We start from the raw sequence: 25,683 nt of genomic DNA on the forward strand, positions 1-25,683 counted from the left end.
GCCATGTCGTCAAACTCTCTACCTGATCCCGAAATATCGCATGCAGTGTTCATCGGATCAGCTTCCTACAACAATCTTACGCCACTTCCGGGTGTCACAAATAATCTTGATCGCCTGAACACCCTGTTTACCAGTCAGGCTGTCTGGAACCTGCCTTCCGAGCATTGCACGGTACTCCATGAACCGACAACCACATTAGAGATCGTAAAAGCAGTACGGCATGCCGCACAAGAAGCCAAGGGTGCCCTATTCATCTACTTCGCGGGGCATGGCCTTGTCGATCGGGACACTGGTGAACTCCATCTCGGGATTCCCAGCAGCGAAGTAAGCGATCCACATCTCACTGCACTGCCCTATGACTGGGTACGACGGGAAGTACTCCGGAGTCCCGCATTTCATCGAATTGTCGTCCTCGACTGCTGCTTCAGCGGTAGAGCTCTCGGAATGATGTCTGAACACTCCGCGAAATCCGCAATCGACCGTGCGGAGATCGATCGAACCTACCTCATGGCAGCAGCCGCCGAGAACTCGACGGCAATCGCACCTGAAGGAGACATATACACATCTTTCACGGGGGAGCTGATCCACGCGCTGACGAATGGCGTCGATAACGACTCTCCCCTCGTGGATCTTGACACTCTCCATGCTCTGATCGAGAACGGCCTCAACGCGAAAGGCTACCCCTCACCCCAGTGTCGTGATCGCAACCAGGCGGGAAGAACACCGTTCGCACGCAACTCCGCCTACACCGGCAGGAGAAATACTCTTGAACCGGAATCGGCCTCTGGACACACACCGACATCTCGCGACAACAATGAGACGGACTCGCCAGCGAAGGACCTGACGCAAAGGCTGGGGTGTCTAGATATCGACAACCCCGGCACGAGGAAACTGGAGATCCTGGTCGATGGTGCTTCCGTTGGCGGGATTAGCGCGGGCCGCCAGGCGCGATTCCATATCGCCACGGGAAGTCGATCCGTGCGGGCACGAAGTGGAGATAAATACAGCGAATCTCGGCGTGTAGAAATATCCACTCAGAGTCGCGTGCGAATTTCTTACGCTTTTGCGGGTGGCGCAAGGATTGAATCCAGCAGTCGCGCCAATTTTGCAGCCGATTCATCAAGCTGGTCGCTCCTGGGCGTTTTCTTGATGTTCGCTTTCGTGCCTGTCATCCTTTTGAGTCTAGTTTTCTCGGACGCCTCGACGGCTGAAGGTCCTGTGCACTGGCTCATACTGACGTTCGCATTTTGGTATGGAGCCGTCTTTTTCATGGGTATACAGCTGCGCTGGCTGTCTGGATTGAATCTGTCCGACACTGGGGTCGCCTGCATCAGATTCAAGCGTAAGGAAATCTCATGGCGTGAAGTTGACTGGATCGGCATTCGAGAAGAGGGGCGCGCTGTAGATCTCGTCTTCTGGCCTCACGGGACCTCAAGGAGCAATCCACCTGAACCGCTTGGCAGACTCGACAACATTGCCAAGAAACATGAATTGGATGAAATTCGAGGAGCGCTGATGTGGTATGCGGGAGATCGATATATCGAGCATCCGTGAGCTGTTTCCAACCTGACGGGTGGCTGGACGGGCGACCCCGGCAGCGGGCAGGGCTTGATCAAGTTCCGTGAACGTCACGGTTGTTGGTGATGCCGAGAAGTGGGAGGACTCGTTCGGGCTGGTCGCGGATTGCGCGAGTGGTCTTGGCGATGTTGTCGGCTCCGAGGGACCGGAGTACCCCCCGATGGCGAGGTTGCGCCAGGTGGCCATGGCGCGGGAGCGGTTCCGGTGTGGACGGTGGAGACGTCCTCGGCGAAGGTCACGTCTCGGGAACTTGATCAAGCCCTGGGGGTGGTCCCGAGCAGACGCACTCCTACGCACAACTGGCAAGGCATCTCGTCCGGGTGCAGAAGAAGAGGCGCGGGGATGTCCGGGTGATCCTCGGTTCTGGCTGTGAGACCGGCAGCGGGGGGAAGTGCACCAGGAGCGAGCGGGCGCAGGCGCGGGAGAACAGCCGGGAGATCCGGAGGATTCTGAAGAACGGCAAGGTCCCGGTCCGCGTCTGCGGAAAGAGCTGTCTGGTGGGGCGGGACGGAAAACGCGGGAAGATCATGCACGCGAAGTTCTTCCTGATTCAGAAGGGTTCCGACCGCAAGGTCGTGCAGACGTCCACCAATTTCATGGACAACCAGATGCGGCACGCGCAGGACCTGATCGTCGTGCCGGATCGTGGTCTGTTCCGGTTCTACGAGCAGTACTGGAACCGCATGTGGAAGCGCCAGTGGGGTTCCTGGGGCGGTTCTGACGCGCGCCGGAGCCAGTTCGGGAGCGCCAACGGCACCGTCGGTCACGCGTATCCACGCGTCGGCCGCGATCCGGTCATCAAGGTGCTCAACCAGGTGAACTGCGCGGGCAAGGGGAGGGTTCGGCTGATCAACAGCGATCCGCTCCTCAGGGGGAAGGGCGCCTCGAAGCGGAAGTACCTGCTTGTCAGCGTGTTGAACAGGCTGCGCAGGGAGGGGTGTGACGTCCGGGTCATCACCAAGGACCGCGAGCCCTTCGGCAAGGTGAGGACGCGGAACGGTGTGATCCACAACAAGGTCCTGCTGGTGGACGCGCGGTTCGACGGTCAGCAGCGCAAGCGCCAGCTGGTCTTCACCGGCTCGCACAACCTCCGGTCCGACGCCACCCGGGGGACCAGTGACGTGATGCTCCGCGTCGAACGCCCCTGGGTCTACCGGCAGTACGTGACCTACTTCGACCAGAACCTGTGGAAGAAGCTCGGCCGGAAGAGCTGAGGCGGAAGCGCCCCCGGCGGCGCCGGAAGCCCCTCCGTAGCCGCCGGGCCGGCGTGGTCACCTGTTCATGGTCACCAACTTATGGTCACCTATTCGTGGTTGCCAACTCCGGGGCCCCAACTCCGGGGCCCCAACTCCGGGGCCCCAACTCCGGGGCCCCAACTCCGGGGCCCCAAGCCGGGGTCCCAAGCCGGGGCCCCAACCCCGGACCCCAAAGCCCGCGTCATCAACGGCCGGATACTCAGGGGTGGTCGCGGCCGCGTTTCCCCGTCCCGGTCCCGCGGCCGTGGCCCCGGCGCGGTCATCGCTCGCGTCCCCTCACCGTCGCGTTCACCGTTCGTCGTGCGTGTGGAGGGAGTTGGCCGCGTACCCCCGTTGCGGTTCTCAGCCACGGGGTGCTCACCAGTCGCGTTCGCGGAGGAGTAAGCAGGCCACGCGGCAGGTGTCGCACCAGAAGCAGTACAGGTTGCCGTGGAAGGGCATCTCCCCGAACGGCGTGAGCCCACCCGCCACCGTGACGAGGTACGGCGTGGCGGTCTCGCATCCGGGGCAGCGCGGATGGGGTTCGGACTCGGTGATCCAGCCCGGGAGTCCACCCACCTGGTGCTGTGCGAAACCCTGTTGGGCCGTGCTCGACGAGTACGCGGCGGGCGAGGGCTCCAGTACGAGGGAGCGCTCCCCGGGAAGGACACGGGCGTTGGCCGCCACCGGACGCGTCGGCAGAGCATCAGCCTGTAGCCACGGTCAGTTGACCGGACGGTGAGGGTGTGGGCCGACTCGCAGTGGCAGGTGAACCAGAGGAGGACCGGGTCGGTGGTGAGTCCGTGGCCCGGCAGCGCCTCGGCCGAGAGGGTCAGCAGCGGGGCGGTGGGCGCCTCGCACACGTCGCAGTGCGGAGCCTCGCCGGTGGCTGCGGCGCCCAGTCGGTGCGGGCTGTCGCCTTCCGGCGCTAGGTAGCCGTGGTGCGCGGGACCGAGGTGGGCTGCCCGCCCGGTGTCGGGCAGTAACCCAGCCTGGTGCACCAGCCGTTCCCACTCGTGGTCGGCCTCGGGTCCGAAGGGGTCCTCAGGGTCGTAGGGTTCTCCCGGTTCACCGAAGTCGCCGCGCAGCGCAGCGAGTTGGTGTTGGGCGTGTGTGGTCCTGGCGGACGCCGCCGTCTCCAGGTGAGTGAGGTCGCGGTCATGCTCGGTGGGCGCGCGATAGGACCCGTCGCCGACAGCCGGACGTGCCCCCGTACGGTCGGTGCTCAGCGGGTGCCGCCCGCCGCGCGGACGGTGTGGGGCGGGTAGCCCGCCGTCGCGAACACGCACCGACCGTCGGCCCAGGGCCACTTCCGGGTCTTTGGGGTGAATCGGGCTCTGGTGTGGGGGTGTCGGGGCGGACGGGCGGAGCTTCCGGGGGTCTGATCCCTAGCAAAAAGCCGTCCCCGGGTGAGCCAATAGATATGGTTCGCGCGATGAATCCGCAGGTCAGAACGGTTCCATGGGGTCGCGGAAGGTTACTTGGTGGATGGCCTCGCCGTGCGGGCCTGTGCTGTTATTCATTCATCGCGGAGAGGCCGAAAGGCCCCCACGAAGGAGAGACCGAAAGGCCCCTCCGATCGGGTCGCGAGACCCACCAGTCAACAACCAACGGGGAGAAGAGAAATGAACAGCACTGACCAGCTGCTCGCCGGATACGCCGCCTACACGAGCGCGGACGAGTTCGGCGCCTCCGCCGAGGCTCCGGCCGGAGACGTGAACATCACCCTGCTGCCCGTCAGCGTCCCGCAGCCCACCACTATCGCCTCGAAGTGCTGGGGTTGCTGAAAGCAGGTTCTGATGCCGCTGAATAATCGGGACCTCCGGATTTCAGTACGGCTCAATGGATTTCCGGGTCCAGCGAAGCGCACCGCCGGGAACACCACGCACGCACACCGAAACACTGACTGCGCACACGGCGTCGGGAACGGATTCGGAAACGAGCGGGAACACCACGGCACGGTGGCGCACCACACAGACTTCCGACGGCTGAACGGCCGGTGGCCCGGCCGCACAGCCCGACCGACGCACCCCGCGCGCCCGTCGCGCCGGATGCCCACCGCGCAGCTCTCGCGCTGAACGACCGGCTTGCCGCGTCGAGTTCACCCGCAAGCGCGCCACGCACCACCGCACTCCGCACCACCTGGCTGCACAGCCACCCATCACCACACCTCATCCGTAAGGGAGTTCACCATGAACGCGAACCTGACCGACCAGCTGCTTGCCGGTTACACCGCCTACACCTCCGCTGAGGACTTCGGGGCGTCGGCTGAGAACGAGGGTCCGGCGGCGACGCCGACCGTGACCACGGTTTCCTCGCCCGAGTGCGTCTCGCTGATCACCGGCGCGACGGCCGCGAGCCTGGCGACCACCAAGGGCTGGAGCTGCTGACCGCCGTATCCACGGCTCAGTACCACCCACGCACCACCGCACCATCCGGCGCGACGACACCGGAGCAACTCCGTTCCCGCGCCGCGTAGTTCAGTCGCGTCCTCCGGGTGCGTTCCCTCGCACCCGGACGCGCTGACCATCCGAGGGCCGCCCCAGTGGGCCGGTCACCGGACACCTCCGGCGCGACCCGCGCCGCCGCATCCTTCATCGCACGTCATCCGTAAGGGAGTTCACCATGAACGCGAACCTGACCGACCAGCTGCTCGCCGGTTACACCGCCTACACCTCCGCTGAGGACTTCGGGGCGTCGGCTGAGAACGAGGGTCCGGCGGCGACGCCGACCGTGACCACGGTTTCCTCGCCCGAGTGCGTCTCGCTGATCACCGGCGCGACGGCCGCGAGCCTGGCGACCACCAAGGGCTGGAGCTGCTGACCGCCGTATCCACGGCTTCAGCACCACCCACGCACCACCGCGGTACCGCGGCACGCGGTACTGAGAACGTCCGACATCCCGCGTCGTGACGGCGCGATCACCCACACCCACAAGGGAGTTCATCATGAACGAGACCATGACCGACCAGCTGCTCGCCGGTTACACCGCCTACACCTCGGCCGAGGACTTCGGCAGCGTCTCCTCCGAGGCGCCGGGTATCACCCCGTCGGTCCTCAGCGCCATCGCCGCCTCGACCGCCGCCTGCGGCGCGCTCATCTCCGGCGTCTCCGGTGCCTCCGTGGCCACCACCAAGAACAGCGGCTGCTGACACCAGAAGTCACGCCCGCTCGTCCACCACGAGCGTCACAGGGAGGTTGAGCATGCTGGACAGCACGACGGATCAGCTGCTCGCGGGTTACGCCGCGTACACCTCGGCCGAGGAGTTCGGCCCGAGCGTGGAGGGCGGCCAGATCGCCGTCACCCCGGGGGTCATCGTGATCACCACCGTGGGTGTGCCCTACGAGGTCACCCGGCGCTGAGCGAACCACCCGGACCACCTGAACCACTCGAACCACCGGAACGGGCCCCTCACTCGTACCTCCGCACCACCCGGTGCGGGTACCTGGCAGACCCGAGGAGATGAGATGAACGAGAGCACGACGGACCAGCTGATCGCCGGCTACACCGCCTACACCTCGGCCGAGGAGTTCGGGCCGACAGCGGAGGGCGACTCGCCCGCCGCGACCCCGATCATCGTGATCAGCGCGATCTCGGTCTACGAGGTCACCCGGCGCTGAACGCACCAGCCGCAACACCAGCACCACACACCCCCGAAGTACCGCGAGGCCATTCGAGTAAACCCAACACACAGAAGGAGTCAGTGAGATGAACGAGAACATGACCGACCAGCTGATCGCCGGCTACACCGCCTACACCTCCGCCGAGGAGTTCGGCCCGGTCGCCGAGGGCGAGCAGCCCGCCATCACCCCCTCGACCGCCACCGTCACCGTCGGCATCGGCATCTGGGTCACCAAGGAGAAGAGCTGCTGACCAGCCGTCAGCACTCCGGCCCACCAGTGGGCCACCGCTCAACCCCGGTCATCCGCCACCGGTGGACGGCCAGCGACACCACACACGATGTGGCGTGAACGCCACATCACCACGCACTCAAGGGAGTTCACCATGAACGAGACCATGACCGACCAGCTGCTCGCCGGTTACACCGCCTACACCTCGGCCGAGGACTTCGGCAGCGTCTCCTCCGAGGCGCCGGGTATCACCCCGTCGGTCCTCAGCGCCATCGCCGCCTCGACCGCCGCCTGCGGCGCGCTCATCTCCGGCGTCTCCGGTGCCTCCGTGGCCACCACCAAGAACAGCGGCTGCTGACACCGGAGAAGCGGCACCACGGCTGACCCGAAGCACCGCTCACACCGTGAGCGATCGGGCGACAGCCGGGCCGGTCCCCGAAAGGACCGGCGACCAGAGCACGACCCGCGCGTAGGCGCAGGCACCACAAGCGAATACCGCGCACGATAAGTACTGCACCGTGGGGTCCCCTTCAGCTGATGGGGACCCCGCAGTGCTTTCCGCGTGTCTACGGCGAGCCCGCGATCGCCCGCACGAGCGAGCGTGTTCCGACGCCAAGTGTCCTTCCTCGCCGTCGCGTTCGCGTCACGCCCGGCGCGCGCTCTCGGGCGGCCTCCGCACGTGGCCCTCCCCGCCGCCAACTCTCCGCGTCTACCGGACTGTCGGGGTCATCTCCCGTACGGCGGACGCGTGCCGCTCCTTCCGGCTCCGGATCCTCCGTGAGGCTCTCCGACTCCCGGTCCGACTCCCACCCCTCCGGGAGGCGCCCCGGACGCGTGGGCGCGAACCCCGCTGGGACGGCACCGGGTCTGGTCGGCGGAGCGGTGTCCCATCCCTCGTCCCGGGCGCCGGTGGACGCCCCCATGACGCTTGCCTCGTGCTCCGGGTCCGCTCTCGTGCTCCGCGTCCGCTCGGCCCTCACCTCTGGCCTCTGGCCTCTCGCGGTGTAGCGTGCACCGGTCGGCTGCGGGATAACTCACGGTCTGGGTAACTTACGGGCCGGGCGGGCGAATTGGCTCGGTGCCGCCGGGCGCCGCGTTCGGGGCTCGGCGTTCGCCGCCGGGGGTTCCGGAGTCCGCGTTCCCGTGCGGCGCGGGCTCTGTTCTCGCGGGCGTTCCCCGGCGAGGCTCATCTGGGCGGTGCCTTCGCGTGGCGGTGCCGCCCGGTGTCGTGGATCGGGTTTGGTGGCACCGCTCGCGGGGTGCTGACACCCCTCGCGTGCGGGGCTTGGCTCGACACCAACTCAATGGGCATGTACGGGAGTTCGCGTGGCCGGGCGCGTCCCGCACCGGGCGGGCGCGGGCCGGGTGGACCGGCCGCGGACCGCGCGGTGTCAGGGGGTGCCGGACGCGCTCGCGTCGTCCTGGCCGGTGGTGTCCCGCGAGCCAGCGGCGCGCGCGGCGCCCGCGAGGGCTTCCAGCGCGGCGAGATGGGCGCCCAGCGCGTTCCGCCCGGTGAGGGTGAGCGAGACCCAGGTGCGGGGCCGCTTGCCCAGGTATCCCTTGCGTATGCTGACGTACCCGACGTTCTCCAGGGCGGTGAGGGTCTTGCTCAGCGTGGAGTCGGAGACCTGGCAGTAGTCGCGCACGGCGCTGAACTCGGCTTCCGCGCAGCCGGAGAGGAAGGACGCCACCATCAGCCGCGTGGGGTGGTGGATCTCCTTGTCCAGGGCGGGGCTGCTCGCGGCGCTCATGCCGCGGCCGCCAGGTTCCGGGACCGACGCTGGGCCGAACTGACCCAGATCAGCAGCCCGTTGGTGATGCCGAAGGCGACGAGCCAGCCCTGGGCGCCGTACGGGAACAGCACGATCGTGGCGGCGACGAACGGCAGCAGCGGTGTGAGCCACCGGCGCCAGGCGGGGCCGTCGGCCTGCTGGGGGAACCAGGGAGCCACGCCCGAACGGCGTTGCACGATCCAGATGACGCTGACGAAGGCGAGGGCGCACAGCGCGCTGCCCGCCAGGATCAGGCCCTTCGCGTCGTGCGACGGGGCGATGCCCAGGCCGCTGACCCCGGCCGCGCACAGCAGCCCGAGCGCCGGTGGGTACCAGACGGGTGCCGGGTGCGGGCGCTCGGCCGCGTTCCGCGCGGCTTCCGCGCCGCGCAGGGCGGCCGCGGCGTCGTCCGGTCCGGGCTGGGTCGTGTCGGTGTGGTTCATCGAGTCCTCCAGCTCTCTCGTTTCCGGGAAGCTAACGAGTTCCAGTCTGGCATCTACTTTCCAGTGCGGCAAGTAGTTGCTGGGTGCTCATTTTCTTTCCGGTCGGAAGCCGGTGTGCCCCGCAGGCCCCGTCCCCGGCCAGCCGGTGCGTCAGGTGTCGAACCCGTGCCACGGGTGCCGAGCGGGTGCGACAGGCGGGCGAGTGCGTCAGGCGTCGAGCCGTGGTGTCGGGCCGTGGTGTCGGGCCGTGGTGTCGGGCGTGGAGCCGTGGTGTCGGGCGTCGGGCGGGTGCGTCGGGCGGCGGCAGGGTGCTGGGTCGGTGCGTCAGGTGTGGAGCGCGGGTTGGGCGGGCCTCGGCGGGGTGGGGGAGGAGGGGGCGGCTTCCGGGTCCGGATAGCCAAAAGCCCCTCCGGAAGGCGTGTCCGGAAGGGCTCGCGGCGGCTGTGGCGTCCCCGTCGTGCGTGTGCACGGCGCGGACGGGCTCACGTGAGTTCGGCCTGCTTGCTCTGGGCCTCCTTGGCCTGCTTGGCGTCCATGACCAGTTCCTTGGCGGTGGCCAGGCCGACGCCGGGGAGGGCCTTGCGGACGGCGGCGATCGCGTGGACCTCCTGCTTGACCACGTCGACGTTGGCCTGCTCCAGGGTCTCCAGCGTCCAGCGGACCTGCGGGTCCTGGGCCTCGAAGCTCTCCAGGATCTCCACGGCGCGGCGCAGGCCCGGCGCCTCCTCCTCGCTCGCCTCGGCCAGCGCGGCGCGCACGGCGTCCCGCGCGTCGTCCAGGTCGTTCAGCGGGATGAGGTGGGCTTCCTTCTTCGCGAACATGGCAGAACCTTCCTCTCGGTTTCGGTTGACCGTCAACAACCGGCGTGGGTAGCTGAATCCGGAAACTCTCCGGGGTACGCCTCGTCGATGGCGGCTCCGCCACGCTACAGCGCCGCCGCTGACGCCGTCACCCTCTCCGATGTCCAGGGGGGTGGTTTCCCTAACCTTCACGCCGTCCCGGGTGAGCCAATGTATGGCGACTGGAGGGTGTCTGTGCAGGTCACAGGGGTGTACCCAAAGAAGCGGCTTAGTTTTCCCCGGGCCTGTGTGCTGGACTGTCAATGTCGGAACACCGCCGGTCCAATTGAGTTGGGGGAGCAATAAGTGATTCCTGAGATGGAAACCGGAACAAACGTCAAGGCTTCTCGTGACGGCTTGCTGACGCTCGCCGGTGCCGCGGTTCTCACGGTCGTGGCGACTTCCGCCAAGTCCCGGCTGCCGCTGCGGCTGGCGGCACGGCACTTCACGAACCAGCAGGCGCGCAAGCAGTTCTCCGCGTGACGCGTATGGCGCGGTCCGCTATACGGAGAGCGGTGGAAGAAAGACGCCCGGCCGGGGTTTTCGGCCGGGCGTCTTCGTGTTGACGGGCCCGGGGTGAGCGTCCCGCACCGGGGTCGGTGAACGGTGTGTGTGGGGAGTGTGGACGGTGCGGTGTGGAATTCCCGCACACGTTTACGGTGTTGAGCTGCCCGACGTTCCGGAAGTGCTAGGTGTGGGGGGCAACCGGGGCTCCCGTGGGCGGATCGCGACCCGGGCGGAGGCCCCGGGGTGGTGGGCCGACCAAGCAAGCAAACCGGCGCGTAAGTTGGGCCACCGGACCGACGTGCTGGCCGAAGTGCCAGGCCACAGCGGTCTGTTCAGCGTGGGGGCGGTCTCCGCCGCCCGAGTAACGGATGCGCCAACTCCCCGGCCGGGGGCCGCTGGAGCGCCGGACGCGGCTAGGGTCCTGAGTTATGTCGTTCACTTCAGCGGCGTCACCGGCCGTGGCGCCTTCCAGGGGAAATGCCGCTACGGCGATCAGTATTCGTGATCTCCGTATGCGATACGGGGACAAGGACGTACTGCGCGGTGTCGATCTCGATGTGCGACACGGAGAGGTATTGGCGCTCCTCGGGCCGAACGGCGCGGGAAAGAGCACCACGATCGAGATTCTTGAGGGATTCCGGCACCGCTCGGACGGCGAGGTCAGTGTGCTGGGTAGCGATCCGGAGCGGACCGACGACGCGTGGCGGTCCCGGATCGGCATCGTGATGCAGTCCTGGCGGGACCACGCCCGGTGGCGGGTGGGCGAACTCCTGGAGCACTTCGCCCGGTTCTACCCGCGGCCGCACGACCCGGCCGAACTGCTCGCCGCCGTCGGGCTGACCGAGCAGGCAGGGCAGGAGTGCCAGCGGCTCTCGGGCGGCCAGCGGCGGCGGCTGGACGTGGCGCTCGGCATCGTCGGCCGCCCCGAGCTGCTGTTCCTGGACGAGCCGACGACCGGCTTCGACCCGGAGGCGCGGCGGGAGTTCCACGAGCTGATCCAGCGGCTGAGCACCGAGGAGGGCATGACCGTCCTGCTCACCACCCACGATCTGGCCGAGGCGGAGAAGCTGGCCGACCGCATCGCCATCCTGGTGGCCGGGGAGGTCGTGGCGCACGGCTCGATGTCGGCGCTGGCCTCCGGGCTGCGGAGCGACGCCGAGGTGCGCTGGGTCGAGGGCGGCGAGCGGCGCACCGAGGTCACCGAGGACCCCTCCCGGCTCGTCTGGGAGCTGCACCAGCGCCTCGCCGGTCCGATCCCCGAACTGGAGGTGCGCCGCCCGACGTTGGAGGACACCTATCTGGGCCTGCTGAGCCGGGAGGGAGCACGATGAACCAGCGGATCCTCGCCACCGGCGTGCGTCGCGGACAGACCGAACTGCGCCAACTGCTGCGCACACCCCGCGAGTACCTCTCGCAACTGAGCAACCCCGTCATCTTCGTCGCGACCGCCTCCATGCAGTCCTCGCGGGTCGCGGACGGCGCGGTCGAGCTGTCCAGCATCATCGTCGCGGGCGGCGTCGCCTCGATGCTGGTGCTCACGGCGCTCATCTGGCTGCCCCAGCAGCTCGCCAACGAACGGGAGGACGGCACCCTCCTGCGCCTGCGCGGAGTGCCGCACGGCCCCGCGGTGTACGTCATCGCCAAGACCGTGATGGTGGTGGCCATCTCGCTCGGCTGCGCGCTGCTGGCGCTGTTCGGCGGCGCCCTGGTGACCGGTTCGGGACTTCCCGGCTCGCTCACCCAGTGGCTCACGCTCCTGTGGGTGCTGCTCCTGGGCCTGGTGGCGATGACGCTGCTGGGCGCGGCGATCGGCGCGATCCTGCCGAACCCGCGGGAGGCGCTGGCGGCGCTGATGCTGCCCGTCGTCGGACTGCTGTTCATCTCCGGGGTGTTCTTCCCGGCGTCGGTGATGCCGCGCTGGCTCCAGATCGTCGGGGAGGTCTTCCCGCTCAAGTGGATCGCGCAGGGCGTCCGTTCGGCGATGCTGCCGGACTCTGCGGTCGTCGCGGAGACCAGCGGCAGCTGGCAGCACCTGGAGACCGCGGGCGTGTTGGGCGTCTGGATCGTCCTCGGCCTGCTGCTGGCACCCCGTTTGCTGCGCCGCTCGGCGCGCCGGCAGTCCGGCAGCCGCCTCGCGGCCAGGCGGGAGGCGGCCTCCCAGCGCGCCTACTGAACCACCGTGCTACCGGAGGGTGCCCGGCGCCCCCCGCCCGGCGCGTACCGCACCACCGTCCGAACCCGAACTTCCGGCGCCGCGGCCGCTGTTCGTCGCGCCCGGCGACCGGGTACGGCGCGCCCGCGCCCGTACTCACCGACTCTCTCTTCCGATTGGTGGATCCCGTGGAATCCGTGAACAAGACCAGCCTCATGTATCCGGTCCAGCCGTCGTCCGTCGGACAGGTGCTGCCCTTCGCCCGGCTCCTCCAGCAGCGCGGCAGCGGCCGCCTGTGGACCGGCCAGACCCTCCGCATCGACCCGCACCAGCTCTTCGCCGCGCTCTCCGGCATGGGGATCCGGATCCCGATGGGCACCGCCGTGAGCCTCGCCCCGCTGCGGCACCCCTTCGACGCGGCGCTCCAGGCCCGCTCTGTGGCCACCCTCACCGGCGCCCCGTACGTCGCCGGATTCGGGCCCGGCGCCCGGGAGTTCCAGGAGTCGATCATGGCTGAGGCGTACGCCAGGCCGGGCACCGCGATGCGCGAGTACCTGACGGTCATGCGGTCCCTGCTGGAGGGCGAGACGCTGGAGTTCCGGGGCGAGTACCACGCCGTGGACGGCGGGTTGCAGCCCGCGCGGACCCCGCCGGTCGAGGTCGGCGCGGGGGTGCTGCGTCCGAGGATGGCGCGGATCGCGGGCGCCACCGCCGACGTGGCGATCACCTGGATGACGCCGGTGGACTACATCGCCAACACGCTGCGCCCGGCGCTGGCGGAGGGGGCGGCGGAGGCGGGTCGGAAGGCGCCGCGCGTGGTGACCGTGGTGCACGTCGCGGTGGACCGGCCGGGGCGGGACATCTACCAGATGGCGCTCACCGGCGCCGGTACCCACCTCAGCTTCGACCACTACACCGACATGCTGCGGCGCGGTGGCGTCGAGGCGTACGCGGACGACCCACAGGCCGGGGCGCGGGCGCTGGTCGACTCGGGGACCTTCGTCGCCGGTTCGCCGGACGAGATCGCGCGGGAGCTGAACCGCTACCGGGAGGCGGGAGTTGACGAGGTGGTGCTCAACCCGGCGTCGATCATGCTGAGCACCCAGAGTCTGGGCACCGCGATGCGCGATGTTCAGGAGATCTTCGAGGCGGTGGACCGGAACGATGGCTGAGCACACCGAGGACGGACCTGCCCCGCGCCCCGGCGCGGACGGCGGCGTGCCCGAGGCGAGCGACGCGCTCGGCTCGACGGACGGCCAGCACACCGGAGTTGAGGCCCCACAGGACTCGTCCCGGGACGCCGCACCGGACTCCGCTCGGGCTGCCGGGCAGGAGGACGACCGGGCGGCCGACCGGGAGGCGGCGGGAACTGACGGCACCACTACCGGAGTTCCGGGCGTTCCCGCGCTCGGTGCCCGTAAGTTGCTGTACTTCGGTACCGGTTCGATCGGCGTGATGTTCATGCCGATGTGGGTCAGCTGGCTGCGCTCCGCCTACCCCGAACTGACGGTGCGGACGGTGGTGACGCGTTCCGCCGAGCGCTTCGTGACCCGTTCCGCCGTGACCGCCTTCGCGGGCGGCCAGGTCCTCCAGGACGTGTGGCCGGACCACGACGAGCCCGAGACCGGCGCCAAACACGTCGAGTTGGCGCACTGGCCGGACGCGGTCGTGGTGTACCCGGCGAGTTTCCACTTCGTCAGCAGGCTGGCGCTGGGCGTCGCGGACACCCCGATGCTGCTGGCCCTCCAGTGCACCAGGGCCCCCGTGGTCGTCGCCCCGGCGCTGCCCCCCGGCGGGTACGAGTCCCCCGCCTTCCAGCGGCACCTGGAGACCCTCAAGGAGCGCCCGAACGTCGCCGTGGTGCCGCCGCTGCCCGGCGTCAGCCTCACGACCGGCCGGAACGACGCCTCGGTGGTGCCGGACCTCAACCTGGTTGTCCCGGTGCTGGAGCGGCTGCGCGCCTCCCTCGCGGCGGAGGCCGCCACGTCCGCCAACAACACCGGCGGCGCACCGAGTTCGCCCTCCGCCGGGTCCCGTGGTTCCGACGGTTCCGGCGCGGAAGGCACCGGGCGGGATGCCGTATGACGACGTTCGCCGAACCGCCCGTCGTCGAGTTCGCGACCGGCTTCCAGACCACCGCCGTCTACCGAACGGACCTGGGGTACACGCACGTTCGCGGCCCGGGTGAGGACCGGCCCACGCCGCTCAGCGTCCCGGACGCGCCGGTGCGCTCCGCGCTCGCCGCGCTGGCCGGCGACGGACTGCGGCTCGCCCTGCCCGAGGCGCGGGACGGCGTCCTGCACTACCGGGCCACCGGCCGGTACAACGCCGCCCGGCTCTCCGTCGAGGTGGACAGCGGCCTCGACCCCGCGCACGGGGTCGGCGCGGTGCGCGGCCTCGGCCGTACCCTGCGGCGGCTGCACACCCACGTGCCGGTCAGCCTCGTGGCGTCCGGGCCGCCCGGGCCCGCGCGGCTCGCCGCCTGGATGCGCTCCGGCACCGGGCCCCGGGGCGCCGCGCGGCTGCACACCATCGCCAGCCGCTATCTCGGCAGCGACCGCTGGGATCGGGTGCTCCACTGGTGCGCGCGGCTGGAGAGCGGCGCCCAACGGCCGGACGGGGACGTGTTCCTGCACGGCGGACCCGGACTCGGCGCGGTCGTCGTGGGGACCGGACCCGAGGACGGAACCCTGTTCGTCGGTGAGGAGGTCAGCCGGGGACCCGCGGGCTTCGATCTCGGTTGGACCCTGGGCGAGTTCGTGGAGTGGCGGGCGACGATCGACCGGCCCGGCGGCCCCGGCCTCGATCCGGAGATCCACGCCTCCGCCCTGACCGCTCTGCTCGACGGCTACACCGCCCACCCGGACGGCGAGCGGTCGTCCCAACCGACGGTCGCGGGCGGTCAGTTCGCCAACTCGGCCACGCAGCAAGGGGCCTTGACCGACTCCCCGTCCGCACCGGGCGAGTTCGAGGCGGGGGCCGTCGGCGCCGCCGCGTTCGGCAGGGCCGGACTGCCCGAGCAGACCGAGGTGACCCGGGGTGCCGCACTGCGGATCTTCACGCACGCCCACGACTTCGCCGCGTACATGGGCTGGCACACCGAACTGCTCGACTTCGTGGCGCAGGTGATCGAGCTGGTGGACGCGGAGGCCGCCGGAGCGCCGCCCCTCACCCCGCCCCGGTGACCCGCCCCGCCCGCCTGACCACACGGGCCTCCCGCCTTCCCCGCGCGGGCCGCCCGGGCGATGGGCCACTCGCTCCCCACCGGCCACCCTCCGGTCCCGGCGCTCCGCCTCCCGGCCCGCCGCTCCGGGTCCCGTCCTCCCCGGCCGTCCGTCCTCCGACCGTCCGCGCTCCGGCCGTTCGTGGGGTCCTCGGGTCAACGGGCCAAGACGGTCAGCACTGGTCCGAGGGATGCGGCGACAAGCCACCCGGGTTACCTTGACGGCCGGTGACGCGCTTCTCCGGCGGACGTCCGCCCTGATGAGCGGCGCCGCCCGGGCCGCGGCACCGGCCGGACGAAACGGCAGCCGTACGAGACGCAGTCGAGGCCGAGGAGGTCCCCGTGACAGTCGCCGAGTCAGCCCCCGCCGTGCTGGCGGTCGAGCCGATGCCGGTCGGTGGGCTCGTCATAGTCATGCTGTCCCTCGTGGGCACGGCCCTCCTCACCGGGGCCATGGGCCTGCTCGGGCAGCGCGGCAGACTGCGTCCCAACGGGTTCTTCGGCATCCGTACCCGTACGACCCGGGCCAGCGAGGCCAACTGGTACCACGTGCACCGGCGGGCGGCCCGCGGTTCGCTGATCGCGGGCGGGGTCCTGCTGTTCGGCACCGTGCTGCTCCCGCTCTTCCCCGGGCTCGGCCAGGTCATCACGCTGGGCGTCTCGTTGGTGCTCTACGTCGGTCTGCTGCTGGTGGCCACCTGGCGGGCCCAGCGCGGTCTGGCGACCAACTAGCGCCTGTCCGGCCGGTCACCCGCGTCCGATTCGTTCAAGAGGAAGGTGCCGGTGGGCGGCTACCGTCACTGCCATGAGTGACCCGAGCGCGGAGTCGCGCCACCTCAGCGTCCATATCGAGCGCACCGTCGACGAGGTCCACGCCTACGCGTCGGACCCGGTCAACCTGCCGGAGTGGGCCCGTGGCCTGGGCGGCTCCATCGAGAGGGTCGGGGACCGGTGGGTCGCGGACTCCTCTCCCCTGGGGCGGGTCCTGGTGACCTTCGTGCCCCGTAACGAGCTGGGGGTGCTCGACCACGACGTCACGCTGCCCTCCGGCGAGACCGTCCACAACCCGGTTCGCGTGATCGCCGACGGCGCCGGGAGCGAGGTGGTGTTCACCCTTCGCCGACGGCCGGAGATGAGCGACGCGGAGTTCGAGCGGGACGCCGACATGGTCGCCGCCGATCTGCGCCGGCTGAGGGAACTGCTGGAGTCCGCCTAGGACTTCCGGGCGACGGGCCGCGTACCGGACCGCGGGCCGCCACCGGGGGAGGGACGGGCGGCGCGGCGGCGGGAGGGAGAGACCGGGGGTTCCGCGAACGGACGGGCCCCCCGGAAGTCAGAATAATTGACCGATCGTTCCAGTGAGGCTTAGGGTCCGTGGTGTGGCCAGGACCAAGGAATTCGATCCGGACGCCGCGCTCCAGTCGGCCCTCGAACTGTTCTGGCGGCGCGGCTACGAGGCGACGTCCATGGCGGACCTCGTCTCCCACCTCGGCGTCGGGCGCGCGAGCATCTACGCGACCTTCGGCAGCAAGCACGAGCTGTACCTGCGGGCCATGGACCGGTACGCCGAGACGCGTGACCCGCTCCTCATCGACGAGCTGTCCCAGCCCGGACCCGTGCTGCCCGCGGTGCGGGAGCTGGTGCGGCGCTTCGCGACGGAGGCGGGCTGCCCGGATCGGCGCCGCAGCGGCTGCTTCGTCACCAACACCGCCGCCGAGCTGGCGCCGCACGATCCCGCGGCGGCCCGGCGGGTCGAGTTGAGCTGGGAGCACGTCGAGACCCCGCTGTACTCCGCGCTGGTGCGGGCCCAGGCCCAGGGCGAGCTGCCCGGCGAGCGCGATCCGCGCGCGCTGGCCCGCATGCTGCTCGTGCTGATGCAGGGGCTGCGGGTGGTCGGCAAGGTGTCGGATGATCCCGCCCGGGTGCGGGACGCCGCTGAGCAGGCGCTCGCCCTGCTGGACTGAGCGGCCCCGCACGGCCGGGTTCGGCCGTCGCTCCCCCTCCTCGGCCTCCCGGGCCGTGTTCCGCGGCCCCCGGGACTCTCGCGACTCCCCAGGGGCCCGCGACTTCCCCGGGTGTTCCGCGGTGTTGCGGCATGCCCAAATAATGAACCGATCGGTCAAGAATGGAACTGGGGATGACCACCGTGGACGCGGCGCGCGACACCACCCGACGACCCCGGGGCACCCTCGCCCTCCTCGGTGGCGTCCAGGTCGCGCTGATCTTCACACTCGCCTCGATCGCCGTGCCGCTGCCGCTCATCGAGCGCGAACTCGGGCTGCGGCACGCCGAGATGATGCTGCTCAGCACCGCGTACGGACTGACCTTCGCGGGACTGCTGCTCTTCGGCGGGCGCCTCGCCGACCGCTACGGCGGACGGCGCGTCCTCACCGTGGGCCTCGCCCTCTTCGCCGCCGCGTCGGCCCTCGCCCCGCTCGCCACCGGCATCGGCGGCCTGCTCGCGGCGCGCCTCGCGCAGGGTGCCGGTGCCGCGCTGGTGGCGCCCGCCGCCATGGCCGTGGTGCGCGCCGCCCACCCCGACCCGGCCGCGTACCGGCGGGCGATGGCCACCTGGGGCGGCCTCTCGGTGCTGGGCGCGACCGCTGGCAACCTGCTGTCCGGGCCCATCTCCACGCTCCTGTCGTGGCGTTGGACCTTCGCTCCGCCGCTCCTGGTGGCCCTCGCCGCCCTCGTCCTCGCGCCCCGGCTGCTGCCGGACACCGTGCCACGCCCGGACAGACGGCTGGACGTCCTGGGCGCGCTGCTGGCGACGGCCGGTATCACGCTGGTCAGCTACGGGTTCGTCGCCACCAGCGCGCGGCCGTGGCTGTCGGCCGGGGTCCTCGGGCCGCTGCTCGGCGGGGCCGTGTTGCTCGCCGCCTTCCGCCACGTCGAACGCCAGGCGCCAGACCCCCTGTTGCCGCTCCACTTCCCGTGCGAGAGGCGGCGCCTCCTCGCCCTCTCCGCCATCGCGCTCAGTGCCTGCGCGACCTCGATGACCTTCGTCCTGGTCTCGCTCCACCTCCAACGGGACAGCGGCTGGAGCCCGTTGGCGACCTCGGCGGCCTTCCTGCCGTTCGCGCTCACGCTGTTCGCCGGGGGCCGGGCGGCCGGAGCGCTCATCGTCCGGTACGGCGCCCGGGCCGTCACGTCCGCCGGGCTCGGCAGCGGCGCGGTGGGGCTCGTCCTGCTCGCGCTCACCGGGGTCGACGCGCGGATCTCCTACGCCCCCGGGCTCCTGCCGGGCCTCCTGCTCCTGTCGGCCGGGACCGCGGCCTCCTTCGCCGGAGGCGCCGTCCTCGCCACCGACGGTGTGCCGCCCCGGAGCACCGGGCTCGCGGGCGGAGTGCTGAACACCGCCATGGAGGTCGGCCCGACGGTCCTCTTCGCCGCCCTGCTCACGCTCGGCGGGGACGCCCGCCCGCTGGCGGCGACCGGCGCCGCGCTCGGCGTCCTCGCGCTGCTGTTCCACCGCAACCGATGAACCGTCCACACAAGGGAGTTACCGAGATGAACCGCTTCACCGGCAGGACCGTCCTCGTCACCGGCGCGGGCTCCGGCATCGGCCGCGCGCTCGCGCTCGCCTTCGCCGCCGAGGGCGCCTCCGTGGTCGCCGCCGGACGCACCGCCGCCTCCCTGGAGGAGACGGTCAGCCGCGTCGAGCGCGCCGGGGGCACCGCCGCCGCCGTCACCGCCGACGTGACCGACTCCGCCTCGGTCCGCGACCTCGTCCGCGAGAGCGCCGACCGCTTCGGCGGACTGCACGTCGCGGTGAACAACGCCGGGATACTCCGGGGCGGCGTACCGGCCGCGCAGATCAGCGAGGAGGACTGGGACGCGGTGCTGCGGACCAACGTCACCGGCGTCTGGCTCGCGATGAAGCACGAGATCGCGTACATGGCGGAGAACGGTGGCGGGTCCGTCGTCAACATCTCCTCCAACCTCGGGGCGCACCTGCGGGTTCCCAACACCGCCGCGTACGTCACCTCGAAGGCGGCGGTCTCCGCGCTCACGCGCGCCGCGGCCCTCGACCACATCCACCAGGGCGTTCGCGTCAACGCAGTCAGCCCGGGCGCCACCGCCGCGCCCATGTCGCTGCTGCCCGGCGAGACGGAGTCCGGCCGCGTCGAGCGGATGAGGACGCAGAACCCGCTCGGACGGATGGCGGAGGCCGAGGAGGTGGCCGCCGCGGTGCTCTACCTCGCCTCGCCCGCCGCCGGTTCGGTGGTCGGCGCCGACCTGGTCGTCGACAGCGGCTCCTCCGCCTGACCCCCGCACCCCCGGCTGGCGGCTGGCGGCGGGCGGCCGGGGGTGACGGCTGGCGGATGGGGGAGGGATCCGTGGCCGGTGTGGGAGGGATCCGGTGGAGAACCCGTGACGGCGGCCGCCGGGCCTGCCCGGCCGTCCCGGACGGGGCGGCGGCACGCGGCGGGGCGGCGGCTGGCCGCCGGGGCGCCCCGGGCTGCACGAAGCTGCACGGCGATCGGCAGCAAGCTGACACCGGAATCCCTTCAACGGGCGTCCTGAGCTTGGCATCGTTGAGGACATCGCGAACGGGACAACGTTCCGGAAGGGCGGTCGGACGGCATTCACGCTCCGCGTGAAACGCCGAACTCCACACGCCTCGACGGGATTTCAGCGGGTCCCGGAAGCGCCCGACGTACCAGGACAGGGAAACGACATGACGTTGCCGGGAATCACCGACAGCAGCAGACCGCGCGACAGCGCGACGGGATAGTTCAGTGAACAGCGTGGCCGGTCACGGGGGTGGTCACGCGGAGTCTCGCAGGACGGCGAGTTCGCCACGCACACGAAGTGACCTGCCGGGAGAACCCCTTGGGAATGTCCCCCCGGTTATCTCGCAGGACGTTCTGACCGAGCGGCGTATTCCGCCAGCGCTACCGAATGGAGAAGACCTGATGTCGCGCCCTCCCGCCATGCCAGCCGCCGAGAAGCTCAAGGTTGTTCTCAGTGTCCTCAGCGGCGACCACACCATCGCCGAGGCCGCCCGCAAGGCCAACGTGTCCGAGCAGTCCGTCGGGAACTGGAAGCGTCAGTTCCTGGAGGGGGGCCGGGCGAGCCTGGAGGGCGGGGACTCCCGTACCGCGAAGCGTGAGCGTGAACTGCGTTCGGAGATCGCGGAGTTGAAGACCGCGCTGGGAGAGGCGTACGTGCAGCTCCGGGTGCGCAGGAGGGGTGGGGAGTACCGTTCCGTCCCTTTTCAGACCTCGAAACCATCAGAGCGGACGCCGGGATCACCGTATCGAGGTTCTGCGGAATCCTGGGCATCCCGCGGCGCACCTACACACGTTGGAAGGCGGACCACGCCGCAGCAGCGCATGGAGCGGATGCCCCGGTCCGAAGCGACCGCCCATCGGTGATCTCCCGGTAGGGCGACCGGAGTTCGGCCCGCTGCCCGACCCGCGTCCCACCTCCCTGTCCAGCATCCCTGCCCAACCTCCCTGTCCAGCACCCCTGTTCGGCAAGGAGGACGAGCCCCGGCGGCGGCCCGCGCCGGGGCTCGCCGCCGTGCGTCCGGGACCCGCCCGACCCGGGTACGCCCCGCCCCGCGTACGCCGAAGCGCCGTCGCCACCGCGTACGCCGACGGGACGCTCACCACTGAGGGCCAACACCCCTGGTCTGACGGCTCGTTCGACGGGGTCGGGCCGGACCAGGCCCGGTCGCGGCTCGTCCAGCGGCGACGTCAGCGGCACGGCGGCTCCGGGGGCGAGCGGCGGTAACCACCGGCGGCCTCGGAACGGTGCCGCTGACGGCCTCAGAGGGAGAGCCAGCCGCGCTCGCGGGCGATGCGGGCGGCGGTGTGCCGGTTCTCCGCGCCGAGCTTGCTGGCGGCGGACGAGAGGTAGTTGCGCACGGTGCCCGGTGCGAGGGAGGCGTTCCGCGCGATCTCCGCCACCGAGGCCCCGTCCGCGGCGAGTTCGAGCAGTTCCACCTCGCGTGAGGTCAGCGGGGAGTCCCCGGCGCTGATGGCGTCCGCCGCCAACTCCGGGTCGATATACCGGGTTCCGGCGTGCACCGCGCGGATGATCTCCGCCAGGCGCTGCGCGGAGACCGTCTTGGGCAGGAACCCTCGGGCCCCGGAGGCCAGCGCCTGCTTGAGGTTGCCGGGGCGTCCGTGCCCAGTCACGATCATCGCCGTGCACTCCGGCACCTCGGTACGGAGCGCGGCGGTCACCTCGATCCCGTCCGCGCCCGGCATGTTGAGGTCGAGCACCGCCACGTCGGGCCGGTGGGTCCGCGCCATGGCCAGCGCCTCCGGTCCGGAGGCGGCCTCCGCGACGATCTCCAGGTCCTGTTCCAGCGCGAGCAACGCCGCGACCGCGCCCCGGATCAGATGCTCATCGTCGGCCAACAGCACGCGCAGTCGGGGCTGTTCCTCCGCCTGGCTCATCAACTCGCCCCGCTCTCCCGCTCGGTTCCCCCACTCCGGGCCTCCGCTGGCCGCCGTCCCACGGGCGGCGCGGCGGGTTCCGCCGCCGTCCCGCCGCTCCCCGCTCCCGGCTCTCCGCTCGCCTCGGCGGAGTCCTCCGGGTCTCCGCCGCCGTCCATCTCCCGGTGTCCGGCGTCGTCTCCGCCGGGGGTCCGGGGCCGCGTACCGGTGCCGGGGGCGTCCGCCGCGCCATCCAGCGGGACCTCGGCGCGGAGCTGGAAGGTGCCGCCGCCCGGCTGCGTCTCGGTGCGCAGACTGCCGCCGAGCACCGCCAGCCGCTCGCGCAGCCCGGCGAGTCCGGAACCGCCGCCCTGGTCGGAGTCCCGCCGTCCCCGAACGCCGTCCGTCACCCCGTTGTTGGAGATGGTCAGATGGGCGGTGCGGGTCTCCTCGTCGGTCCGCAGCCGGATGGCGCAGTTGGAGGCGTCCGCGTGCCGCAGCACGTTCGTCGTCCCCTCGCGGACCACCCAGCCCAACGCGGCCTGGACCGGCTTCGGCAGCTCGGCCCCGGGTTCGGCGGAGATCTCGCAGTCGATGCCCGCCGAGACCAGCACCCCGCGCGCGCCCGCCAGTTCGTTCTCCAGCCCGGCGGTGCGGTAGCCGCGCACCACCTCCCGTACCTCGCGCTGCGAGTCCCGGGCGATCTCCTGCACCTCGGTCATCTGCGCCAGCGCGGCCCGCTGGCCCTCCGGCCCGCGCTGGGCGAGCTGCACGGCCAGTTCGCTCTTGAGCGCGACGACCGACAGGTTCCTGCCGAGCACGTCGTGCAGATCGCGGGAGAAGCGCAGCCGCTCCTCGGCGACGGCCAGCCGCGCCTGGGTGTCCCGCGCCACGTCCAGCTCCCACACCACCGCCAGCATCCAGGTGGAGAAGCGGCTGGTGAAGGCGATGGAGACACCGGCCGTCAGCACCGTCCAGCTGAACAGCACCATCAGCCGGGGGTCCTGGGTGACGGCGAGGGCGAGCCCGCCGCCGACCGCCGCCGTGCCGCAGCAGAGCGTCAGAATCCGGTGGACCTGACGCAGGTTGACGGTGAGCGCCATCAGCCCGGTGACCACCGGCACGGTGGCGGTCAGGACGCCCGCGCGGTCGGAGGGCAGCGCGCCCGCCCCGATCAGGCTGAGGACCAGCACCGCGTGGAGGCCGGTCACCGCGGCGACGGCGGACAGCGGCCGGGTCGGCCGGGGCCGGGTCCCCAGCGCCCAGTCCAGCGCCTGGGCGCAGGCGAAGCCGACCAGCGCGGCGTGGCACAGCGAAAGCCCCGTCACCAGGATCCCCACGGGACGGGACCCCTCGGACAGGGCGATGACGCTGGTGGCGAGGCTGCCGATGGCGGCGAAGAAGTAGAAGGTGCACCGGGTGTACAGCTCGATCCGGGCGGGATCGCTTCGCTCCGCCCACCAGGCCGTCAGCACCCGTGGTGACACCGTCCGCCGCTCCTTGCGTGCTCGTTCGTCGATCAGTGGCGGGGTTCCCAGCGGAACCACCGTCGTACAGCAAACACCGCCAGCGCCGTCCAGGCCAGCGCGGAGCCCAGCGCGGTCAGCACCTCGGTGCCGGGCATTCCACCCTGGAGGCCGCCCTGCGCGAGCTGGATGGCCGGGGTGAGCGGCAGCGACTGGCAGATCCGGGCAGCGGTGTCCGGCATCGCGTCCAGCGGAATGATCATGCCGGAGGTGAACATCGACACCAGCATCAGCGGCATCACCGTGACCTGGGAACTCTCCACCGTCTTGCTGATCACGGCGGTGACCCCGGCGAGCAGCACCATCAGCGCGATGCCCAGCAGCACGCCGACGGCCAGCAGATCGGGACGCTGGGGCGCGGCCACGTCCATGAACACCGAGATCCCGACGATCAGCAGCGCCAGCTGCGCGAGCCCGAGGGCGATCACCGGCAGCGCGGTGCTCAGCAGGATCTCCCAGTCCGAGCACTCCCCGGTGCGCAGCCGCTTGAGAACCTTCTCCTCGCGCCGGGTGACGTACGAGGCGACCAGCGTGCTGTAGATGATCATGATCAGCACCATGCCGATACCGGCCGAGAGCGTCATCTGCCCCACGTTCAGCGCCGACTTGCTGGTCAGGCCGTTCGACATGAACGAGTTGGACGAGACGACGGTGCCCACCGGCACCGCGAGCGCGGTGAACATCGCCGTGCGGTTGCGCAGCAGCAGTGAGAACTCGGCGCGCCCCAGCGAGGTCAACCGAGTGGAGATCGTTGTCGCGGACATTATGCGGCCACCCCCATCAGGCCCTGGTCCGGCTGGTGCCGGGCGATGTTCAGGAACGCCTCCTCCAGCGAGGCGGTACGGGCGTCCAGCCCGTCCAGTTCGGCCCCCCACTGCCGGGCCCACACCATCAGCTCGGTGAGGTCCCGCTGGAGGTCCGTGGTGCTGATCTCCACCTCGCGGCCCTGCCCGTGGGCGCCGAGCGAGGCGGGCAGCTGCCACTTCTCCATGCCCTCCGGCAGCGTGAACCGGATACGGGACGGCTGGGCCGCGGTCACCTCGGCCGGTGTTCCGGTGGCGACGATCTGCCCCTCGCGCATGATCGCCAGCCGGTCGGCGAGCTGCTCCGCCTCCTCCAGGTAGTGGGTGGTGAGCAGCACCGTGGTGCCCTGCGCCTGGAGCTGGCGGACCAGTTCCTGCGTCGTGTGCCGGGCCTCGGCGTCCATGCCGGTGGTCGGCTCGTCCAGGAACAGCACCTCCGGCCGTCCGACCACCGCGAGCGCCAGGTCCAGTCGGCGCCGTTCGCCGCCGGACAGCTGCTTGACCCGCACGTCCACCCGGTGGTTCAGCCCCACGAACTCCAGCGCCTGGCCGATCGGCATCGCGCCGGTGGTGCAGCCGCCCCACATCCGAGCCGTCTCCTGGACGGTCAGTTCGGAGGGGAAGCCGCCTTCCTGGAGCATCATCCCGATCCGCGGGCGCACCCGCCGACGCTGCCGGTACGGGTCGAGCCCCAGTACCTGCACGGTGCCGTCGGACGGCTTGTCCAGCCCCTCCAGCAGTTCCACCGTCGAGGTCTTCCCGGCCCCGTTCGTGCCCAGGAGAGCGAACAGCTCACCGCGGCGAACGGAGAAGTCCAGTCCACGGACGGCTTCGAAACCGCCCTTACCCTGCGGACCGTAGCGTCGCCTCAGCCCGCGCACGTCGATCACTCGTTCTCCTGCGAAATCCATGCCTTCAGCATTCCGGGGAAACCGGGCCGCGGGCAGTGCGAGGTGTCATCGGCTCCCGTGACAAATGTCAGATCCGCAGGTCAGAGGCGGGAAAGCGGCGGGAACGCGCCGCCGGACAGCCGACGGGCCGCACTGACCGGAGGCGGGACGGACGCCGGCGGACCTCGCACCGGAGGACGCCGCCGGTGTATCCCTGGCGGACCCCGGGCGGTGGTCCGCGTGAGGGCCTCCGCGCGCGCCCGGAGCCATGGGACCCGCGCCCGGCGGTCTCGTGGGGCGGAGCCGGGCGGCGCCCGCCCGGGGAGGGGCGGTCGGGGCGGACGTGGCTGACGCACGACAGAGGGCCCGATCCCGAAGGACCGGACCCTCTGTACCAGAGCGGACGACGAGGCTCGAACTCGCGACCTCAACCTTGGCAAGGTTGCGCTCTACCAACTGAGCTACGTCCGCC

The 25,683-nt window shown here is 70.6% G+C and carries 30 protein-coding genes and 1 tRNA gene; 22 read left to right on the top strand and 9 right to left on the bottom strand.

Annotation, left to right across the window (positions count from 1 at the left end):
- Positions 1-45 precede the first annotated feature (45 nt).
- Both E0L36_RS22450 and E0L36_RS22455 read left to right on the top strand, forming a co-directional pair.
- Positions 46-1,554, top strand: a complete 1,509-nt coding sequence (locus E0L36_RS22450; protein ID WP_180931122.1) for a caspase domain-containing protein — start codon at positions 46-48, stop codon at positions 1,552-1,554.
- 323 nt (positions 1,555-1,877) lie between these two features.
- Positions 1,878-2,792: a phospholipase D-like domain-containing protein gene (locus E0L36_RS22455; protein ID WP_258016564.1), complete on the top strand. Its 915-nt coding sequence runs from the start codon at positions 1,878-1,880 to the stop codon at positions 2,790-2,792.
- A gap of 399 nt (positions 2,793-3,191) precedes the next feature.
- Here E0L36_RS22455 and E0L36_RS22460 read toward each other — a convergent pair whose 3' ends face one another.
- Entirely contained in the window at positions 3,192-3,500 is a 309-nt protein-coding gene (locus E0L36_RS22460) for a hypothetical protein (protein WP_180931124.1), read from the bottom strand.
- Between the two features lie 938 nt (positions 3,501-4,438).
- On the opposite strand from E0L36_RS22460, the gene E0L36_RS22465 reads away from it, so the two are divergent.
- The 8 genes from E0L36_RS22465 to E0L36_RS22500 all read left to right on the top strand — a co-directional run bounded on the left by E0L36_RS22465 (position 4,439) and on the right by E0L36_RS22500 (position 7,022).
- On the top strand, positions 4,439-4,600 hold the full coding sequence (locus tag E0L36_RS22465; RefSeq protein WP_180931125.1) for an LxmA leader domain family RiPP: 162 nt from the start codon (positions 4,439-4,441) through the stop codon (positions 4,598-4,600).
- A gap of 405 nt (positions 4,601-5,005) precedes the next feature.
- Positions 5,006-5,203: an LxmA leader domain family RiPP gene (locus E0L36_RS22470; RefSeq protein WP_180931126.1), complete on the top strand. Its 198-nt coding sequence runs from the start codon at positions 5,006-5,008 to the stop codon at positions 5,201-5,203.
- Between the two features lie 235 nt (positions 5,204-5,438).
- On the top strand, positions 5,439-5,636 hold the full coding sequence (locus E0L36_RS22475) for an LxmA leader domain family RiPP (protein ID WP_180931126.1): 198 nt from the start codon (positions 5,439-5,441) through the stop codon (positions 5,634-5,636).
- Between the two features lie 124 nt (positions 5,637-5,760).
- Complete coding sequence (locus tag E0L36_RS22480) at positions 5,761-5,964, top strand: LxmA leader domain family RiPP (protein WP_180931127.1); 204 nt, start codon at positions 5,761-5,763, stop codon at positions 5,962-5,964.
- A gap of 52 nt (positions 5,965-6,016) precedes the next feature.
- Entirely contained in the window at positions 6,017-6,175 is a 159-nt protein-coding gene (locus E0L36_RS22485) for an LxmA leader domain family RiPP (protein ID WP_180931128.1), read from the top strand.
- 105 nt (positions 6,176-6,280) lie between these two features.
- Entirely contained in the window at positions 6,281-6,433 is a 153-nt protein-coding gene (locus E0L36_RS22490) for an LxmA leader domain family RiPP (RefSeq protein ID WP_180931129.1), read from the top strand.
- Between the two features lie 88 nt (positions 6,434-6,521).
- Positions 6,522-6,686, top strand: coding sequence for an LxmA leader domain family RiPP (locus tag E0L36_RS22495; protein ID WP_180931730.1), 165 nt, complete (start codon positions 6,522-6,524; stop codon positions 6,684-6,686).
- Positions 6,687-6,818: 132 nt separating this feature from the next.
- Positions 6,819-7,022, top strand: coding sequence for an LxmA leader domain family RiPP (locus tag E0L36_RS22500; protein ID WP_180931127.1), 204 nt, complete (start codon positions 6,819-6,821; stop codon positions 7,020-7,022).
- Between the two features lie 1,033 nt (positions 7,023-8,055).
- Here E0L36_RS22500 and E0L36_RS22505 read toward each other — a convergent pair.
- The 3 genes from E0L36_RS22505 to E0L36_RS22515 all read right to left on the bottom strand — a co-directional run bounded on the left by E0L36_RS22505 (position 8,056) and on the right by E0L36_RS22515 (position 9,700).
- Entirely contained in the window at positions 8,056-8,415 is a 360-nt protein-coding gene (locus E0L36_RS22505) for a transcriptional regulator (RefSeq protein ID WP_180931130.1), read from the bottom strand.
- Entirely contained in the window at positions 8,412-8,879 is a 468-nt protein-coding gene (locus E0L36_RS22510) for a hypothetical protein (protein ID WP_180931131.1), read from the bottom strand. Before E0L36_RS22510 ends, E0L36_RS22505 begins: the two co-directional genes overlap by 4 nt.
- Positions 8,880-9,361: 482 nt before the next feature.
- Positions 9,362-9,700: a hypothetical protein gene (locus tag E0L36_RS22515; RefSeq protein ID WP_180931132.1), complete on the bottom strand. Its 339-nt coding sequence runs from the start codon at positions 9,698-9,700 to the stop codon at positions 9,362-9,364.
- 324 nt (positions 9,701-10,024) lie between these two features.
- Between E0L36_RS22515 and E0L36_RS22520 the strand changes: the two genes are divergently transcribed.
- The 12 genes from E0L36_RS22520 (at position 10,025) to E0L36_RS22575 (ending at position 20,981) form a co-directional block, all read left to right on the top strand.
- Complete coding sequence (locus E0L36_RS22520) at positions 10,025-10,201, top strand: hypothetical protein (protein WP_180931133.1); 177 nt, start codon at positions 10,025-10,027, stop codon at positions 10,199-10,201.
- Between the two features lie 536 nt (positions 10,202-10,737).
- Entirely contained in the window at positions 10,738-11,556 is an 819-nt protein-coding gene (locus tag E0L36_RS22525) for an ABC transporter ATP-binding protein (protein ID WP_180931134.1), read from the top strand.
- Complete coding sequence (locus E0L36_RS22530) at positions 11,553-12,398, top strand: ABC transporter permease (RefSeq protein ID WP_180931135.1); 846 nt, start codon at positions 11,553-11,555, stop codon at positions 12,396-12,398. The genes E0L36_RS22525 and E0L36_RS22530 overlap by 4 nt, the downstream gene beginning before the upstream one ends.
- A gap of 176 nt (positions 12,399-12,574) precedes the next feature.
- The gene (locus E0L36_RS22535; protein WP_308416880.1) at positions 12,575-13,549 is read left to right on the top strand and encodes an LLM class flavin-dependent oxidoreductase; all 975 of its coding nucleotides are present in this window, start codon (positions 12,575-12,577) and stop codon (positions 13,547-13,549) included.
- Positions 13,542-14,462: a flavoprotein gene (locus E0L36_RS22540; protein WP_180931136.1), complete on the top strand. Its 921-nt coding sequence runs from the start codon at positions 13,542-13,544 to the stop codon at positions 14,460-14,462. The genes E0L36_RS22535 and E0L36_RS22540 overlap by 8 nt, the downstream gene beginning before the upstream one ends.
- Positions 14,459-15,562 carry a hypothetical protein gene (locus tag E0L36_RS22545; RefSeq protein WP_180931137.1) on the top strand — a complete coding sequence of 368 codons (1,104 nt, stop codon included), beginning with the start codon at positions 14,459-14,461 and terminating at the stop codon, positions 15,560-15,562. The genes E0L36_RS22540 and E0L36_RS22545 overlap by 4 nt, the downstream gene beginning before the upstream one ends.
- 380 nt (positions 15,563-15,942) lie before the next feature.
- Positions 15,943-16,332 (top strand): SdpI family protein, encoded by a 390-nt coding sequence (locus tag E0L36_RS22550; protein WP_180931138.1) that lies wholly within the window; start codon positions 15,943-15,945, stop codon positions 16,330-16,332.
- 73 nt (positions 16,333-16,405) lie between these two features.
- Positions 16,406-16,816, top strand: a complete 411-nt coding sequence (locus E0L36_RS22555) for an SRPBCC family protein (RefSeq protein WP_180931139.1) — start codon at positions 16,406-16,408, stop codon at positions 16,814-16,816.
- Between the two features lie 163 nt (positions 16,817-16,979).
- Positions 16,980-17,564, top strand: coding sequence for a TetR/AcrR family transcriptional regulator (locus tag E0L36_RS22560; RefSeq protein WP_180931140.1), 585 nt, complete (start codon positions 16,980-16,982; stop codon positions 17,562-17,564).
- A 173-nt stretch (positions 17,565-17,737) separates the two neighbouring features.
- Positions 17,738-19,084: an MFS transporter gene (locus E0L36_RS22565; protein ID WP_180931141.1), complete on the top strand. Its 1,347-nt coding sequence runs from the start codon at positions 17,738-17,740 to the stop codon at positions 19,082-19,084.
- A gap of 26 nt (positions 19,085-19,110) precedes the next feature.
- On the top strand, positions 19,111-19,869 hold the full coding sequence (locus tag E0L36_RS22570) for an SDR family NAD(P)-dependent oxidoreductase (RefSeq protein WP_180931142.1): 759 nt from the start codon (positions 19,111-19,113) through the stop codon (positions 19,867-19,869).
- Between the two features lie 650 nt (positions 19,870-20,519).
- A complete protein-coding gene (locus tag E0L36_RS22575; protein ID WP_180931143.1) occupies positions 20,520-20,981 on the top strand; it encodes a helix-turn-helix domain-containing protein in 462 nt (153 codons plus the stop codon).
- Positions 20,982-21,377: 396 nt separating this feature from the next.
- Here the strand turns inward: E0L36_RS22575 and E0L36_RS22580 are convergent, their stop codons facing one another.
- From E0L36_RS22580 to E0L36_RS22600, 5 genes are all read right to left on the bottom strand, one after another.
- Complete coding sequence (locus tag E0L36_RS22580) at positions 21,378-22,013, bottom strand: response regulator transcription factor (protein WP_180931144.1); 636 nt, start codon at positions 22,011-22,013, stop codon at positions 21,378-21,380.
- Positions 22,013-23,479 carry a histidine kinase gene (locus E0L36_RS22585; protein ID WP_308416881.1) on the bottom strand — a complete coding sequence of 489 codons (1,467 nt, stop codon included), beginning with the start codon at positions 23,477-23,479 and terminating at the stop codon, positions 22,013-22,015. Before E0L36_RS22585 ends, E0L36_RS22580 begins: the two co-directional genes overlap by 1 nt.
- A gap of 32 nt (positions 23,480-23,511) precedes the next feature.
- On the bottom strand, positions 23,512-24,282 hold the full coding sequence (locus tag E0L36_RS22590; RefSeq protein ID WP_180931145.1) for an ABC transporter permease: 771 nt from the start codon (positions 24,280-24,282) through the stop codon (positions 23,512-23,514).
- Positions 24,282-25,232 carry an ABC transporter ATP-binding protein gene (locus E0L36_RS22595; protein WP_180931146.1) on the bottom strand — a complete coding sequence of 317 codons (951 nt, stop codon included), beginning with the start codon at positions 25,230-25,232 and terminating at the stop codon, positions 24,282-24,284. The genes E0L36_RS22590 and E0L36_RS22595 overlap by 1 nt, the downstream gene beginning before the upstream one ends.
- A 377-nt stretch (positions 25,233-25,609) precedes the next feature.
- A tRNA-Gly gene (locus tag E0L36_RS22600) sits at positions 25,610-25,682 on the bottom strand.
- Between the last annotated feature and the right edge of the window lies 1 nt (position 25,683).

Origin of the sequence: Streptomyces sp. AJS327, from assembly GCF_013450295.1 — a bacterium.
Taxonomy (GTDB): Bacteria; Actinomycetota; Actinomycetes; order Streptomycetales; family Streptomycetaceae; genus Streptomyces.

What these genes read in the sequence shown, in the direction of transcription:
- E0L36_RS22465 (WP_180931125.1), top strand. Translation starts at nt 4,439, where the DNA reads ATGAACAGCACTGACCAGCTGCTCGCCGGATACGCCGCCTACACGAGC.
- E0L36_RS22470 (WP_180931126.1), top strand. Translation starts at nt 5,006, where the DNA reads ATGAACGCGAACCTGACCGACCAGCTGCTTGCCGGTTACACCGCCTAC.
- E0L36_RS22475 (WP_180931126.1), top strand. Translation starts at nt 5,439, where the DNA reads ATGAACGCGAACCTGACCGACCAGCTGCTCGCCGGTTACACCGCCTAC.
- E0L36_RS22480 (WP_180931127.1), top strand. Translation starts at nt 5,761, where the DNA reads ATGAACGAGACCATGACCGACCAGCTGCTCGCCGGTTACACCGCCTAC.
- E0L36_RS22485 (WP_180931128.1), top strand. Translation starts at nt 6,017, where the DNA reads ATGCTGGACAGCACGACGGATCAGCTGCTCGCGGGTTACGCCGCGTAC.
- E0L36_RS22490 (WP_180931129.1), top strand. Translation starts at nt 6,281, where the DNA reads ATGAACGAGAGCACGACGGACCAGCTGATCGCCGGCTACACCGCCTAC.
- E0L36_RS22495 (WP_180931730.1), top strand. Translation starts at nt 6,522, where the DNA reads ATGAACGAGAACATGACCGACCAGCTGATCGCCGGCTACACCGCCTAC.
- E0L36_RS22500 (WP_180931127.1), top strand. Translation starts at nt 6,819, where the DNA reads ATGAACGAGACCATGACCGACCAGCTGCTCGCCGGTTACACCGCCTAC.
- E0L36_RS22505 (WP_180931130.1), bottom strand. Translation starts at nt 8,415, where the DNA reads ATGAGCGCCGCGAGCAGCCCCGCCCTGGACAAGGAGATCCACCACCCC.
- E0L36_RS22510 (WP_180931131.1), bottom strand. Translation starts at nt 8,879, where the DNA reads ATGAACCACACCGACACGACCCAGCCCGGACCGGACGACGCCGCGGCC.
- E0L36_RS22515 (WP_180931132.1), bottom strand. Translation starts at nt 9,700, where the DNA reads ATGTTCGCGAAGAAGGAAGCCCACCTCATCCCGCTGAACGACCTGGAC.
- E0L36_RS22525 (WP_180931134.1), top strand. Translation starts at nt 10,738, where the DNA reads ATGCGATACGGGGACAAGGACGTACTGCGCGGTGTCGATCTCGATGTG.
- E0L36_RS22530 (WP_180931135.1), top strand. Translation starts at nt 11,553, where the DNA reads ATGAACCAGCGGATCCTCGCCACCGGCGTGCGTCGCGGACAGACCGAA.
- E0L36_RS22540 (WP_180931136.1), top strand. Translation starts at nt 13,542, where the DNA reads ATGGCTGAGCACACCGAGGACGGACCTGCCCCGCGCCCCGGCGCGGAC.
- E0L36_RS22545 (WP_180931137.1), top strand. Translation starts at nt 14,459, where the DNA reads ATGACGACGTTCGCCGAACCGCCCGTCGTCGAGTTCGCGACCGGCTTC.
- E0L36_RS22555 (WP_180931139.1), top strand. Translation starts at nt 16,406, where the DNA reads ATGAGTGACCCGAGCGCGGAGTCGCGCCACCTCAGCGTCCATATCGAG.
- E0L36_RS22565 (WP_180931141.1), top strand. Translation starts at nt 17,738, where the DNA reads ATGACCACCGTGGACGCGGCGCGCGACACCACCCGACGACCCCGGGGC.
- E0L36_RS22570 (WP_180931142.1), top strand. Translation starts at nt 19,111, where the DNA reads ATGAACCGCTTCACCGGCAGGACCGTCCTCGTCACCGGCGCGGGCTCC.
- E0L36_RS22575 (WP_180931143.1), top strand. Translation starts at nt 20,520, where the DNA reads ATGTCGCGCCCTCCCGCCATGCCAGCCGCCGAGAAGCTCAAGGTTGTT.
- E0L36_RS22580 (WP_180931144.1), bottom strand. Translation starts at nt 22,013, where the DNA reads ATGAGCCAGGCGGAGGAACAGCCCCGACTGCGCGTGCTGTTGGCCGAC.
- E0L36_RS22590 (WP_180931145.1), bottom strand. Translation starts at nt 24,282, where the DNA reads ATGTCCGCGACAACGATCTCCACTCGGTTGACCTCGCTGGGGCGCGCC.
- E0L36_RS22595 (WP_180931146.1), bottom strand. Translation starts at nt 25,232, where the DNA reads ATGGATTTCGCAGGAGAACGAGTGATCGACGTGCGCGGGCTGAGGCGA.